Here is a 13,462-nt window from a genome sequence, read left to right on the forward strand (position 1 = left end):
GGTAACGGTACCCCCACTCTAAACCCGGCGACGGCGTACTCGCGGCCACGAGAGCCGATTCGCCGACCATCGGTCCTTCCATCTCACAACATGAGCCCCGCGTTTTCGGTACTGATGCCGGTGTACCACGGCGACGATCCGTCGCAGCTAGCGGTCGCCGTTCGGAGCGTCATCGACCAGTCGGTTCGTCCGGACGAGATCGTGATCGTCGAGGACGGGCCGCTCACTCGAGCGTTGGACGCCGTTCTCGACGCCTTCCAGCGGGAGTACGGGGAGCTGATCTCGCGCTACCGATTGCGCGAAAACGTCGGTATCGGGAACGCGCTTCGGGCTGGCGTACAGCGGTGCGAACACGAACTCGTCGCCAGAATGGATGCCGACGATATCAGCGTCCCCAACCGGTTCGAGCGCCAACTGGCCGTCTTCGACCGTCGTCCGGACGTCGACGCCGTCGGCGGGTACATCGCCGAGTTCGACGACGATCCGGCCGATCTCTACGCGCGTCGGATCGTCCCCACGAACCACGCGTCGATCGCCGCTCGAGCCCGGTTTCGGAACCCGATGAATCACATCACCGTAATGGCCCGTCGCGGGGCGATCCTCGAGGCCGGTAACTATCGGGACTTCCTCGGCATGGAGGACTACGACCTGTGGGTGCGAATGCTGTCGAACGGCTCGACGTTCGCCAACGTACCGGCCGTGCTCGCGAAGGCGCGAATCGACCGTCACTACACCCAGCGCGGCGGAATCGCCGTCGCGAGGGCCGAAGCCCGACTCCAGTGGACGTTCTACCGAGCCGGGTTCGTCGACGCGCCGATCCTCCTGTACAACCTGCTTACCCGAGTTCCCCTTCGGCTGCTTCCCAGGCGAATCCGCGGCCGACTGATCGCGCGCTACACGAGGACGCCTCCGTAACGCGTCGATCGGGTTCGGAGTACGCGGTCGAGAGCGCCGTTCGAAACGAAGCGTCGTGCTCGAGATAATTTCGGCCTACGGACGTGAACCGTTCGCTAACGGCGTCTTACCGGCTTCCGCTCCCCCATACTGTTTTACCTCGAACGCTGGTAGCTGCAGTAGCGAACGAAAATGACAGACACCGTGTATTTATTCCGTTCCGGGCGTCGCGAGCAGACGTCGGATCATTGGGATCATTGCCGTGACGTGTGCGCCGCACGAACGCCGATTCGTCTCCGTCGACGGCGGGTCCTGCCATGAGATCCGCGACGACCGACGAACGGATGGACGAGCGCGAAACCCTCCCGATATCCGTTTGTATCACGACGAAGGACAACGCCGATATCATCAGACGATGTCTCGAGAGCGTCCACGACTGGACGGACGAGATCGTCGTCGTGGACAGCGACAGTCGGGACGGAACGATCGAAATCTGCGAGGAGTACGGCGCGAGCGTCTACCAGCACGAGTTCAAGGGGTTCGGGGACATCAAGACGAAGTCGATCGCTCACGCGACGAACGACTGGGTGCTCATCCTCGACTCGGACGAAGAGGTGCCACCGGCTCTCCGGCGGGAGATTTTCGACGTGTTCGGCTCGACCGGGATCGTCGGCTTCTACATCCGAAAACGCGAGCACATCCTGGGCGCCTGGTCCCACCAGTATCACGTCAAGCAGCCGGTGTTAGCGCGCAAAGAGGCGTTGTACTACCAGCAGGAACACCTGTGGGAGCGCCCGGCGATCAGAGACGAGTACGCCGAACGGACGAGAGACCTCGAGCACGCGCTCAACAACTACACGGTCGATCGGGTCTCCGAGCGTGAGACCAAGATGATGCAGTACAGCGCGCTTGAGGCCCTCCAGATCGTGGAACTGGACAAGCGCGACGGCGCCGCCGTGCTCCTGGCGAAGGGAATCGGCGCGGCGCTCTACCGACTCGTCGTCGGGCGGGCCGTACTGGACGGCTATCGCGGCTTCTACATGGCGTTTACGGACGTCAATCACTACGTGACGACGTACGCGAAGATCCGGGACATCGAACGGCTCCGAAACCGACGGCCGGAAGACTGGAAGGAGATCTGGCTCGAGGAAGAATGTGGCCGATGAGCCCCGGAACGGTGCCGTCCGAGCCGTCGCCGTTGTGCGTACGGACGCCACACCGGTCGACCGGGAGCGGCGAAACGAGATCGCGTCGTGCTCCGACCGCGGTCGGACCGGAGCTTCGACTGCAGGATCCGATCGGTCGCGTAACGAGACAGACGAATGCACGAAACTCACGCTGATCGCCGAGGGACACCCCGCGAGTACGCCGGGGCGCTCCTCTTTTGTTGCCTCCAGGTCGCGTTCCTCGGCTGGATCGGGATGGCCGCGCTCGGCTTCGATCTCCCGATCGTTCGCGCGGCGTTCGTTTTCCTCTACCTCACGTTCGTTCCCGGATTCGTCCTCGTTCGCCTGCTGAACGTCGACGTCCGGTCCGTCTCGTCGCTGCTCGTGCTCACGGTCGGCTCGAGTCTCGTCTTCTCGATGGCCCTCGGTGCGATCGTCAACGTCGCGTATCCGCTGTTCGGGATCGCTCGGCCGATGGCGCCGCTCACGCTCGCCCTGACGATCGTCGTCTCGGTCAGCGCTCTCTACGTGCTCGCCGCGCTGCGGCGGGACGCCGTGCCGTCCGTCCCGCGAGTGGACGGCGTCGTGACCTGGCGAACGGTTCGATACGCCGTCCCGCTGCTGACGCTGCCGGTACTGAGCGCGGTCGCCTCGCACTACGGGTCCGCGACCGGGGAGTACCGCATCAATCTCGTCGTTCTGGTAGTGCTCTGTCTCGTCCCGTTGGTCGCGTACGTCAGCGATCTTCCCGCGTCGGCGTATCCGCTCGCGATCTGGACGGTGTCGCTCGCGATCCTCTTTCAGTTCACGATGGTCTCGACGCACGTCGTCGGGTTCGACATCCACTACGAGTACTACACCGCGAACGCCGTTCAGGAGCAGGCCCGCTGGTACCCGCAGGTAACCTCGATCGGGAACTCTCTGCTGTCGATCGCGGTTCTCCCGGCGATGTACGCGATTCTCGCGAACGTCGAGGTCGCGTGGATTTTCAAAGCGGTCGTGCCGTTTTTCTTCTCGCTGGCCCCGCTGTGTGTGTATCACGCGACGATTCACGTGTTCGACCGTCGCGACGTCGGCTTCCTGGCCGCGTTCGTATTCGTCGCCTACTACAGTTTCTTCAAGGACATGCCGGACAAACAGCACATGGCCATCCTGTTTCTCGGCTTTCTCCTCGTCGCGGCAACCGACCCGCGTCTCTCCCAGCGCGTCAAGCTCGTCCTCTCCGTCGCGTTTCTCGGCGGAATCGTCACGTCGCACTACGCGACGAGTTTCATCCTGATCGGCCTCTTCGCGCCGGTGGCGTTCGTCGACGTCGTCTCGCGGTACAGATCTGACGCAATACACGTCGAGCGGACCGCTATCTTCGTCGGCGTCGGGCTGTGGGTGTACTTCGTCCTCTTCAACGTGCTCTGGTACGGCACCGTCAGCGAGGGAACGAACCTCGAGTTGATCCTCGCCGTCTCCGCCGAGACGCTCACGAACGTCGAGGCGTTCATGGCGACGCCCGAGAGCCGAAGCGGTGTGGACTACGCGACGCGGGACCTCCCGGGCGGCGCGCTCTGGGAGTGGTACCGGCTGTTGAACGTCGTCCTCCTCGGGCTCGTCTCCGTGGGCCTCCTCGCGACGGCGCGGCGGGTTCTCGTCGAGAGAGTGATCCACCCCTACCACGTTTTCGCGGCGGGGTGTTACGCGCTGATCGCCGTCACGATCGTCCTCCCGTTCGATATCGGATTCGACCGCATCCTGCAGTTGGCACTGTTCGTTCTCGCTCCGTACCTGATCGTCGGCGCCGTCGCGCTGGCGACCGCCACCGCGAGCGTGCTCGAGTCCACGAGGCGGATCGCGACGGCGAGCAACGCGCGCAAGGCGGCGTGCGTCTTCATCGTCGTCTACCTGCTGTTCAGCACGGGCGCGGGGTTCGCGCTCGCCGGCGACGAAACCCCGCCGTACGCGATCTACTTGGACGACGATAACTGGGAGGAGTGGAACGTCGCCTATCCGTCCGAACTGGCCGCCGCGGAGTGGGTAAGCACACATTCCCAGTCAGACGAGATCGCGACCCTTCCCGGCCCGCCGAACCACTGGTGGCACAACAAGGACTTCATGATACTCTCCGGCTACTACGAGCAAGAGGAGTTCGTGTGGTTCGAACGGGACACCGATTCGGTTCCGCCGGGGACGTGCATCTACCTCGGGAACGAGATGAGCGACGACGGGCGGATGCCGTACTTCGACACCGAGACCGAGACGCTCGAGCACACCGAGTTCGCGGAGACGACCTTTTACGAGGCGGTCGTGGTCGACTCGAACCGGGTGTACGATAGCGGCTCCGCGACGATTTACGGCTGCTGAGAGGACGGATTTCGAGAGATGATTCGCGATCCGCGGCGCGACGTCCGATCGAAACCACGGCGTCGCGACTCAGTCGGACGGCGAGAGGACGTCGATGACGTCCCGACGGATGCGCTCCGTCAGCGCCAGTAGCGAGACGACGTAGACGACGGTTCCGAGCCCGACCGCCAGCACGAGACCGACGAGTGTGTCGACGTTGAACGGAGAAAACAGCAGCGCGAGTCCCATGATTCCCGCAGAGACGACCTGCATGCCGATCTCGCGCGTCGGGACGGTGATCTCGAGCAGCCGCGAGGAGTAGACGTACACGAGCGCGGTCTTGGTCAGCATCGCCAGCGAGGTCGCGACGGCCGCTCCCTGCCAGCCGAACGAGGCGATCAACGCCACGTTGAGCACGACCGCCAGCGCGATGAACACGACGTTGGCTTTGAACATCAACACCGGTCGATCGAGGGCGTGAACGAGCTTCTCGAGGATGATCTCGTAGCTGTGGATCACGCGCGCGAAGATCAGCACGAGCAACACGGCGTAGCCGGCGGTGAACTCCTCGCCGAAGTACGAGAGGAGCTCTTCGCCGACGAAGATCGCTCCGACGAAGCCGGGGATCGCGATGATCCCCGCGTAGACCAGCGACGATTCCACGAGCCGTTCGACGCGGGCGCGCTCGCCGTTGGTCCAGAGTTCGCTCACGTTCGGCAGCAGCGTCGAACTCACCGCCAGACCGACGAAGAAGAAGATCCCGGAGACCTGCCAGCTCACCTCGTAGATGCCGATCAGCGCGGATGCGACGAAGAACCCGAGTACGAGCGTGTCCGTCCACACCCAGGAGGTGTCTTTGATGGATGCCAGCCAACTGAACCGCGCGAATCGGTAGAGGCTCGCATAGTGACCTCTCGCGGGCGCGCCGGGCGTGACGGGGAGCAGGTACAGCGCCAGAACGATCGCGAGCACCTGTCCGGCGATGAAGCCGACTAAGATTCCGGTCAGCCCGTACCCGAGAGCGACCAGGACGAACCACAGGGAGACCCGACCGAGCGTCTCCGTGAACAGCAGTAGTACTGACCGGCCGACGAGTTTCTTCCCGGCCAGCACCGACGAGAGGGTGTCGACGACGACGTGCAGAAAGATCCCGGCCACCAGGAAGGGGAACACGGCGTCGCTCCCGATGTACGTCGCGACCGGACCGCGAAACGCGAACAGCGCGGCGAGCACGCCGACGAAGAGTCCGAGCCGAATCGACAGCGAGGCCGTAAAGTACCGATCGCGGGTGCCGGCGCCGCCCGCAGACCGCTCGCTGATCCGCTTTCGCGTCGCCTCGGAGAACCCCATGTCGGTCAGCAAGGCGGCGAAGAACACCGTCGCGGCGAACAGCGCGTAGGTCCCGAACGTCGCAGCGTCGGTCGCTCGAGCGACGTAGAGGACGCCGGCGAACTCGAGTCCGGCGATTCCGACCTGAAGGAAGAACACGCCGAGAGACGATTTGACGAACCCGAACTCTCTCATCGGTCCGGAGCCGTGACCGGTGACGAAGGCGCTCGACGACGGCTCGTTGCGGGTGACGGATGCGTAGTGGACACTCGATTGCGTCTCACCATGCTCATCGACTTAATACCTCTATCCGCCTCGTCGCTGAACGAGTGCAGTGGATCGCTTAAGTCGATCGGGCGCTCCCTCTCCACCATGACCGAAGACGACCGAACGATTCACCGCCGAGCGATCCTCGCCGCGACGACCGCGACGTCGCTCGTCGCCGCCGGCGTCACCGGTTCGGCGGCCGCTCATCACCGACCCGATCACGGACGACGGGGGCCACCGTCTCGAGATTCCACGGACGCGACGGACGAGCCCGCGAGTGAGTGCGGGTTCGGAGTCGAATACGGCCGTCGATACGGGTCATAACTCCGGAGTAGATCATGCCAACACCATCCGACAACCACGGATTCGACCTCGACTACGAACCGGGCGAAACGTGGGACTACAACGACGAGTTCGCGGCGCTCGAGGAGCGGGTGCCGATCGTCGACGACGAGACCGACCGCGACGGATACACACCCCACGGCGATTCCGTGTTCATCGCTCGAGACACGGGCGACGTGTACGTCGGCACCGGGTCGGCGTGGACTCACTTAGGTAACGTCGCGGAGACGACGGCCCCCGTGACCGCGTACGGCGCCGTCGGAGACGGCGTCACCGACGACACGCGGGCCATTCAGAACGCGATCGACGACGCAAGCTACGCCGTCTTCTTCCCCGAGCCCGAGGACGCGTATCTCGTCTCCGAACCCATCGAGTTCGGTGACGGAGGTCGCGCTCGCCACCTCCGCGGGAGCGGCGCGGTCACCGTTCGAGCGGACCCGAACGGATCGTGGCCGGCCGGCGCGGGTGTCCTTAATAGGCCGGAGCGGACCGAGTGGACGCCCGGTCACGACCTGATCGTCCGCGACCTCAGCCTCGACGCCAACGGCGTCGCCGACCACGCCCTCAGCATCAGCGAGGCGGGCGCCGACGTGAACGTCGTGCTCGACGTGACGAACGTTCACGGCGTCCGCGCGAGGAGCCACGGCTTCGCGATTCACCGGCCGATCGTCTCGCGGATCGCTACCTGTCGCGCCCAGCACAACGGTGGGAGCGGCTTCTTCGTCACCGGTCACGGGACGTCGACGCAGTTTCACACCTGCTACTCGCTCGACAACGACGGCCACGGCTACGACATCGACGTCATGGACTACACCGGTCTCGTCAACTGCGCGGCCGACAGAACCCGACGCGGCTACTCTCTACACGGAACGGAGGGCCGACGGAGCATGGCGCTCGAGATTCACCACTGCGGCGTCGAGTGGCCGGCCGAAGAGGCCTACTACCTCGAGGGCGTCGACAACGCCCACATCGTCGCGCCGTACGTTCACGACCCGAGCGACGATCACCCGATGCTCTCGTTCAACGCGTTCGCGCGGGTCACGGTGTCGAACTTCGTTTCGTTCGTCGAACCCGCGAACGCGCCAGTCGTCTCAGTCAACACAAACGGCGAAACCCACACTCGGTATCCGGACCTAATCCACGTCGAGAACTCCCGATTCGCCTCGATCGAGGGCGGCGACCTCGACCTCCGGTGGGTGTTGAGTTACTACGGACTGGAACTCGAGGACGACTCCCAGCTCGCGGAGTACCGCGTCAACGGCGACCTCTACTGCGGCGGTGCGAACGGCGACGGGGTGATCGTCCGCGACCGGTCGACCGGCGAGCCCTACCGAATTACCGTCGACGACGGAGAGGTCGTCGCCGATCCGGCAAACGACTGACGCCGCCGCCGGCCACGTCAGTCCGCCGCTTCGTTGCCCGCATCAGTCCGCCGCTTCGTCGCTCGCGTCACCCCAGAGCGAGACGTAGTAGTCCGCGCTCTCGACGGACGGGTCGTCCGGGACGTCTCCGTCGAGGTACAGCAACCAGACGATACGGACGTCCGATCCCGACATCGTCGGCTCGAATTCGTTCGACAGAATCCGCGTCTCGCCGTGCTCGAGGCGCGTGTCGAACCGCTCGAGTTCCCGCTGCTCGTCGACGGTCACCTCGCCGTCGCTCACGTCGACCGCCTGTTCTGCGACGACGACGGTGTACTCCGTCGGTCGGTGCTCGTGGTTGTCGATACCGACGATCACCTCGCGCTCCTCACCGGGTTCGAACTCGGCCGGGTACTCGTCGGCGACCAGTTCGCCGTCCTCGTCCTCGGTCAGGAGGTAGATCGCCGAGTACGACTCGTCTTCCGGCGACGTCACGGCGGCGTAACCGACGGTGCCGACGACGAGCAGGGCCGACACCACGAGGAGGAGGGTCAGCGCCGTCTCCCCTCGCGTGCCGGACCGAAACGCGTCGCGTCGTCCGGACCCGATCCACTTGCGGACGGGGATGCGAAACCGCTCGTCTTCGGGGACGGTTCGTCGCCTGACGGTCGCGACTGCCGCCGCGAGGAGCGTGACGGCGGCCGCGACGAGGACGAGCGGAACGAGACGGACACCCCACGGCGTCGCGGCGAGCCCGAGGCCGAGCACCGGCACGATCGCCAGGCTCAGTCCGACCGAGAGCGCGAGGCGCTCGAGTCCCCCAAGCCCGTCGCGTTCGGGGAAGAGGGCCGAGACGGCGACGTATCCCGGCGCGAAGAGCAACGACGGGACCGCGAGCGGGCCGAGAATTGCCGCGCCGGAGTACTGCGAGGCGAGAGCCACGACGGCGACGAGAACCGTCGCCGTGGCTACCGCGACGAGGTCGACCGGGAGGGATCGCCTGCCGCGTGCGCGAGGCGATCCCCGCGACTCGTCGTCGATCATCGATCGTAACCACCACGGTCAGCCCTAAAAGAGTGGATTACGGAGACGCTGACTCTCACGGCCTCGAGAACGCGGCGACGATCGGACTCCCCCTCGTGTCGATTCGCCGCGAAGCGGTCCGAAACCGCGATCGAAACCCGGTCAACCGGCGGTCGCCGGGAGACGAAGCCGGACGGTCTCGCCCGATCGAACACCCTCTGCGGACGGTCGGACCGCCTTCGCGGGGCAAAGGAACATACGCTTCTCCGTGGTCCGTTCGCTATGTCGACGCAGGAATTCCGAGACCGAACGGTCCTCGTCACGGGCGGCGCCGGATTCATCGGCAGCCACCTCGCGACCGCACTCGCCGACGATACCGACCTCAGGGTTCTCGACTCGTTCGCCACGGGACGGCGGGAACGGGTCCCCGACGACGCGACGGTCATCGAGGGCGACGTGCGAGACGACGACGCGCTCGCTCGAGCGACCGAGGGCGTCGACCTGATCTTTCACGAGGCCGCCCTCGTCAGCGTCGAACGCTCCGTCGAGGATCCGATCGCGAGTCACTCGATCAACGTCGAGGCGACCCTCGCGCTGTTGGAGCGGGCTCGAGAACTCGACGCGCGGTTCGTGCTCGCCTCCAGCGCGGCGATCTACGGGCAGCCGGAGCGGTCGGTCGTCTCGGAGACCGACCGAACGATTCCGAGTTCGCCGTACGGACTCGAGAAACTCGCGGTCGACCACTACGCCCGCCAGTATCACGACCTCTACGGGCTCGAGACCGTGGCGCTTCGGTACTTCAACGTCTACGGCCCAGGCCAGTTCGACAGCGACTACAGCGGCGTCGTCACCGCCTTTATCGACCGGGCGCTGGCCGGAGAGCCGCTTCCGATCCACGGCGACGGCAGCCAGACACGGGATTTCGTCTTCGTCGAGGACGTCGTGCGAGCGAACCTCCTGGCTGCCACGACGGGTCACGTCGGCCGCGCGTACAACGTCGGCACGGGACGGTCCGTGACGATTCGGGAACTCGCGGAACTGATCGTCGACGTGACCGACTCCGACGCCGGGATCGTGCACACCGACGAGCGAGTCGGCGATATCCGCCACAGCAGGGCCGATATCGACGCGGCGCGGGCCGACCTCGACTACGCGCCCGAGGTCTCGCTCCGCGAGGGACTCGAGCGGACCGCCGAATGGGTGGTGGCGTCGAACCGGCGCGGGGAATTCCGGTGACCGACGAGTCGGGATGTCCGCAGTTCGGGCTCGACGCGCCGGTCGACTGCCCCGCCTCGATTCGAGCGATCCGCGCGGCCGTAAGCGGACCAGCGACGTGACCCGAACACCCGTAGCGGGAACAACGGGTACTTACCGACGGAAAACAGCCGTTTCGACGATCTGACGCTCACAATCCTTAATCAGCGGTCGGGCGAACCGGCCTCGCACGCACTCGAGTCACCCAATGTCTCAGGCAATCCTCCACTTCGCCGTCGGCGGAACGCTCACTGCGCTCCTCATCGCTCTCGTCCCGGACGTCCCGTATCCGCGAACGCTCGTCCTGATCGGCGGTGGATGGGCGATGATCCCCGACGCAGCCAAACTCGCATCGCACCCGGCCCTGTTGGCGCTTCACGACAGTCCGGTCGCCGACATCTTCTGGTTCCATCGGACCCTCGATCACCTCGACGAGAGCGATTCCGTGCGACTCGCGAGTGTCGCGCTGGTGATCTTTATCGTCGTGACGTCGCTCCTCGAGCGGCGCTCGTATCGCGCTCCGGAGGTCGTTCGGGAACGGGGCGATGGCGACTGAGCGGATCGATAATCGCCGTGAACTGAACGCGGCCGGATCGCCCCTCCCGCGCCGGCGGTCGGCGAGTACGCAAGTCGACTCGCTCACACCGCGCTTCCGGGCTGATACTCGCCGAACTCGTCGCGCAGGACGTTACAGATCTCGCCGACCGTCGCGTACACCTTCACGGCCTCGATGATGTACGGCATCAGGTTCTCCTCGCCCCGTGCGGCCTCGCGCAGCGCCTCGAGTTTCGCCTCGACGGCTTCGTCGTCGCGCTCCTCGCGGACCGACTCGAGGCTGTCGACCTGGCGCTGTTGGTCTTCCGGTGTCACCTCCTGGACGTCCATCTCGGGATCCTCGTCGACCTCGAACTCGTTGACGCCGACGATGATGCGCTCTTTCTCCTCGATCTCCCGCTGGCGGTCGAAGGCGGTGTCCTGGATCTGACGCTGGACCCACTGCTGTTCGATCGCTTCGCGCATGCCGCCGCGTTCGTCGACCTCCTCGAGGATCTCGTAGGCGTCTTCCTCGACCTCGTCGGTCAGCGACTCGACGTAGTAGCTGCCCGCGAGGGGGTCGATGGTGTCGGCCGCGCCGGACTCGTGGGCGAGGATCTGCTGGGTGCGCAAGGCGGTGCGGACCGACTGCTCGGTCGGCAGCGCGAGCGCCTCGTCCTTGCCGTTGGTGTGGAGACTTTGCGTTCCCCCCATCACCGCGGCGAGGGCCTGATAGGCCACCCGAACCACGTTGTTCTCGATCTGCTGGGCGGTGAGCATCGAACCCGCGGTCTGGGTGTGGAATTTCAGTTGCTTGGATTTGGGGTCGTCCGCGTCGAAGCGCTCGTCGATGATGTCGTGCCACATCCGGCGGGCGGCGCGGAACTTCGCGACCTCCTCGAAGATGTTGTTGTGACCGTTGAAGAAAAAGGAGAGCTGCGGGGCGAACTCGTCGACGTCCAGTCCGGCCTCGATCGCCGTCTCGACGTACTCGATGCCGTCGCCGAGCGTGAAGGCGAGCTCCTGGGCGGCCGTCGAACCGGCCTCGCGGATGTGGTAGCCCGAGATCGAGATGGTGTTGAACTTCGGCGTCTCCGCGGCGCAGAACTCGAAGATGTCGGTGATGATCCGCATCGACTGCTCGGGAGGGTAGATGTAGGTGTTGCGGGCGATGTACTCCTTGAGAATGTCGTTCTGAATCGTCCCCCGAAGCTCCTCGCGGTCGACGCCTTGCTGGTCGCCCACGGCGATGTACATCGCGAGCAGGACGGATGCGGGCGCGTTGATCGTCATCGACGTCGAGACCTCGTCCAACGGAATGCCGTCGAAGACGGTCTCCATGTCGTCCAACGAGTCGATGGCGACCCCAGCTTTCCCGATCTCGCCGGCGGCCATGCTGGCGTCGGAGTCGTACCCCATCTGCGTCGGCAGGTCGAACGCCATCGACAGCCCGGTCTGGCCCTGATCCATCAGGTAGTGGTAGCGCTCGTTGGTGTCTTCGGGCGTCGAAAACCCCGCGTACTGGCGCATCGTCCACAGCCGGCCGCGGTACCCCGTCGAGTAGACCCCGCGCGTGTACGGCGGCTCGCCCGGATAGCCGATATCCTCCCGATAGTCCAGATCGGCGACGTCCTCGGGCGTGTAGAGTCGATCGACGTCCTGACCCCCCGTATCCGTCGTGAACGTCTCCTTCCGTTCGCCGAACCGTTCGACCACCGGCTCGACTTCCTCCTCGTGCCACTCCTCCCGGCCGGCACGGATCTCCTCGAGATCGTCGGAATCGAACATTATCGTTTATCTAGGTTGGGGTGGGGCTTGAAGGTTGATGAAGGCGGCCAGTATCGTCCCGAGTTTCGACCGGTACCAGTGGGTCGCTTACCGGTCGATGGTCGGGACTGGTACAGATATACGAAAGTCACTCGAGTCGGGACGGCCGCTTTTCACTCGAGCCGTAGTGGAGCCGATATGGAGCAGCCGGTACCGAACGACGACGCGACGCGCGACCGACGGCGAGCGGCGCTGTACGTCGCCCCGTTTCTGCTGATCGGACTCTTCAACCTCGCCATCCTGCTCCGCTGGGGGATCGATCCGCTCTGGGCGTTCGCCATCCTGCCACCGATTCTGGCCGTCACAGCCATCGCGTGGGTCGCGTTCCGTCACGGCTTCGACCGCCAGCCACACCAGCCGGACGCGCGTCGCGAGTAGTCGGTGTCGACTGCGCCGGCCCGGCCCGCGCGTCGACGACCGTCCCTCGGTCGACTCGAGTTAGCGTCCCGTATCGTACTTGTACGTCGCCGACTCGGGGTCGATCCCGAAGTCCTCGGGGGAGTCGTCGTCCGAGGCCTCGTCGCGACCGTCCGGCGCCCGCTTGAACGCCTCTCGGAGCCGTTCGGGCAGCTGGAACTCGTCGACGTCGATCTCGAGAGGGACCGCGTCGGGATCGACTCCCTCGCGTTTGTCCTCGAGTCGCTTCTGTAACGGCCCCGGCAGCGCCGACTCCTCGATTCGGCGAAAGCCGAACTGGGCGAGATAGCTCCCTTCGCCGGTCAGGCTGTAGACGGTCTCGAATCCCTGATCGCCGGCGTACTCGACGAGTCGTTCGACCACGTGTGCACCGACGCCCTGGCCGCGCCAACTCTCGAGGACGCCGACGCTGGTTAGCTCGCAGACGTCGTCTGCGCGCCCCCCGGCGCGACCGGAGTCGGTATCGGTCGACGCGCCGTCGTCTCGCTTGTGTACGCGAATGCGGCCGAACCCCGCCTTCTCGCCGGAGGTTTCGTCGACGGCGACGACGTAATCGCGCGAGCGGAACGCCGTCTCGTCGAGTTCCATCGCTTCGATGGCGTCGAGCAACCAGACCTCCTCTCTGTTTTTCGCGTCCCGCACGTACATGATTCGAAGTAGGGGGTGTATCTCCAAAAGCGTTTGCGGGGCAAGCTACTCGAGGGCCCGTTCTTCGGC

12 protein-coding genes are annotated in these 13,462 nt (G+C 65.2%); 8 read left to right on the top strand and 4 right to left on the bottom strand.

Annotation, left to right across the window (positions count from 1 at the left end; translation table 11 throughout):
* Nucleotides 1-90 precede the first annotated feature (90 nt).
* From BLT08_RS17615 to BLT08_RS17625, 3 genes are all read left to right on the top strand, one after another.
* Nucleotides 91-915, top strand: coding sequence for a glycosyltransferase (locus tag BLT08_RS17615; protein ID WP_090310573.1), 825 nt, complete (start codon nt 91-93; stop codon nt 913-915).
* A 296-nt stretch (nt 916-1,211) separates the two neighbouring features.
* The gene (locus BLT08_RS17620) at nt 1,212-2,060 is read left to right on the top strand and encodes a glycosyltransferase family 2 protein (RefSeq protein WP_090310576.1); all 849 of its coding nucleotides are present in this window, start codon (nt 1,212-1,214) and stop codon (nt 2,058-2,060) included.
* 156 nt (nt 2,061-2,216) lie between these two features.
* Entirely contained in the window at nt 2,217-4,412 is a 2,196-nt protein-coding gene (locus BLT08_RS17625; protein ID WP_090310578.1) for a DUF2206 domain-containing protein, read from the top strand.
* A 69-nt stretch (nt 4,413-4,481) separates the two neighbouring features.
* On the opposite strand, the gene BLT08_RS17630 is transcribed toward BLT08_RS17625, so the two are convergent.
* Nucleotides 4,482-5,915: an oligosaccharide flippase family protein gene (locus tag BLT08_RS17630; RefSeq protein ID WP_090310580.1), complete on the bottom strand. Its 1,434-nt coding sequence runs from the start codon at nt 5,913-5,915 to the stop codon at nt 4,482-4,484.
* A gap of 177 nt (nt 5,916-6,092) precedes the next feature.
* Here BLT08_RS17630 and BLT08_RS17635 point away from each other — a divergent pair, with 177 nt between their 5' ends.
* Entirely contained in the window at nt 6,093-6,311 is a 219-nt protein-coding gene (locus BLT08_RS17635; RefSeq protein WP_090310583.1) for a hypothetical protein, read from the top strand.
* 14 nt (nt 6,312-6,325) lie between these two features.
* Nucleotides 6,326-7,711, top strand: coding sequence for a glycosyl hydrolase family 28-related protein (locus BLT08_RS17640; protein WP_090310584.1), 1,386 nt, complete (start codon nt 6,326-6,328; stop codon nt 7,709-7,711).
* A 42-nt stretch (nt 7,712-7,753) separates the two neighbouring features.
* On the opposite strand, the gene BLT08_RS17645 is transcribed toward BLT08_RS17640, so the two are convergent.
* Nucleotides 7,754-8,734: a DUF1616 domain-containing protein gene (locus BLT08_RS17645; RefSeq protein WP_090310586.1), complete on the bottom strand. Its 981-nt coding sequence runs from the start codon at nt 8,732-8,734 to the stop codon at nt 7,754-7,756.
* A gap of 261 nt (nt 8,735-8,995) precedes the next feature.
* On the opposite strand from BLT08_RS17645, the gene BLT08_RS17650 reads away from it, so the two are divergent.
* Together BLT08_RS17650 and BLT08_RS17655 are read left to right on the top strand one after the other, a co-directional pair.
* Entirely contained in the window at nt 8,996-9,949 is a 954-nt protein-coding gene (locus tag BLT08_RS17650; protein WP_090310588.1) for an NAD-dependent epimerase/dehydratase family protein, read from the top strand.
* Nucleotides 9,950-10,175: 226 nt separating this feature from the next.
* Nucleotides 10,176-10,523 (top strand): hypothetical protein, encoded by a 348-nt coding sequence (locus BLT08_RS17655; RefSeq protein ID WP_090310590.1) that lies wholly within the window; start codon nt 10,176-10,178, stop codon nt 10,521-10,523.
* 83 nt (nt 10,524-10,606) lie between these two features.
* Here BLT08_RS17655 and BLT08_RS17660 read toward each other — a convergent pair whose 3' ends face one another.
* A complete protein-coding gene (locus tag BLT08_RS17660) occupies nt 10,607-12,289 on the bottom strand; it encodes an acyl-CoA mutase large subunit family protein (RefSeq protein WP_090310592.1) in 1,683 nt (560 codons plus the stop codon).
* A gap of 177 nt (nt 12,290-12,466) precedes the next feature.
* On the opposite strand from BLT08_RS17660, the gene BLT08_RS17665 reads away from it, so the two are divergent.
* Nucleotides 12,467-12,706, top strand: a complete 240-nt coding sequence (locus BLT08_RS17665) for a DUF8142 family protein (protein ID WP_090310594.1) — start codon at nt 12,467-12,469, stop codon at nt 12,704-12,706.
* Between the two features lie 60 nt (nt 12,707-12,766).
* Here BLT08_RS17665 and BLT08_RS17670 read toward each other — a convergent pair whose 3' ends face one another.
* A complete protein-coding gene (locus tag BLT08_RS17670; protein WP_090310596.1) occupies nt 12,767-13,393 on the bottom strand; it encodes a GNAT family N-acetyltransferase in 627 nt (208 codons plus the stop codon).
* Nucleotides 13,394-13,462: the final 69 nt, after the last annotated feature.

Origin of the sequence: Natronorubrum texcoconense (genome assembly GCF_900100335.1) — an archaeon.
GTDB classification, from domain to species: domain Archaea; phylum Halobacteriota; class Halobacteria; order Halobacteriales; family Natrialbaceae; genus Natronorubrum; species Natronorubrum texcoconense.

Excerpts from the sequence above, each read along its gene's own strand:
- BLT08_RS17650 (WP_090310588.1), top strand. The coding sequence starts at position 8,996 with ATGTCGACGCAGGAATTCCGAGACCGAACGGTCCTCGTCACGGGCGGC.
- BLT08_RS17630 (WP_090310580.1), bottom strand. The coding sequence starts at position 5,915 with ATGAGAGAGTTCGGGTTCGTCAAATCGTCTCTCGGCGTGTTCTTCCTT.
- BLT08_RS17620 (WP_090310576.1), top strand. The coding sequence starts at position 1,212 with ATGAGATCCGCGACGACCGACGAACGGATGGACGAGCGCGAAACCCTC.
- BLT08_RS17670 (WP_090310596.1), bottom strand. The coding sequence starts at position 13,393 with ATGTACGTGCGGGACGCGAAAAACAGAGAGGAGGTCTGGTTGCTCGAC.
- BLT08_RS17635 (WP_090310583.1), top strand. The coding sequence starts at position 6,093 with ATGACCGAAGACGACCGAACGATTCACCGCCGAGCGATCCTCGCCGCG.
- BLT08_RS17625 (WP_090310578.1), top strand. The coding sequence starts at position 2,217 with ATGCACGAAACTCACGCTGATCGCCGAGGGACACCCCGCGAGTACGCC.
- BLT08_RS17655 (WP_090310590.1), top strand. The coding sequence starts at position 10,176 with ATGTCTCAGGCAATCCTCCACTTCGCCGTCGGCGGAACGCTCACTGCG.
- BLT08_RS17665 (WP_090310594.1), top strand. The coding sequence starts at position 12,467 with ATGGAGCAGCCGGTACCGAACGACGACGCGACGCGCGACCGACGGCGA.
- BLT08_RS17640 (WP_090310584.1), top strand. The coding sequence starts at position 6,326 with ATGCCAACACCATCCGACAACCACGGATTCGACCTCGACTACGAACCG.
- BLT08_RS17615 (WP_090310573.1), top strand. The coding sequence starts at position 91 with ATGAGCCCCGCGTTTTCGGTACTGATGCCGGTGTACCACGGCGACGAT.
- BLT08_RS17645 (WP_090310586.1), bottom strand. The coding sequence starts at position 8,734 with ATGATCGACGACGAGTCGCGGGGATCGCCTCGCGCACGCGGCAGGCGA.
- BLT08_RS17660 (WP_090310592.1), bottom strand. The coding sequence starts at position 12,289 with ATGTTCGATTCCGACGATCTCGAGGAGATCCGTGCCGGCCGGGAGGAG.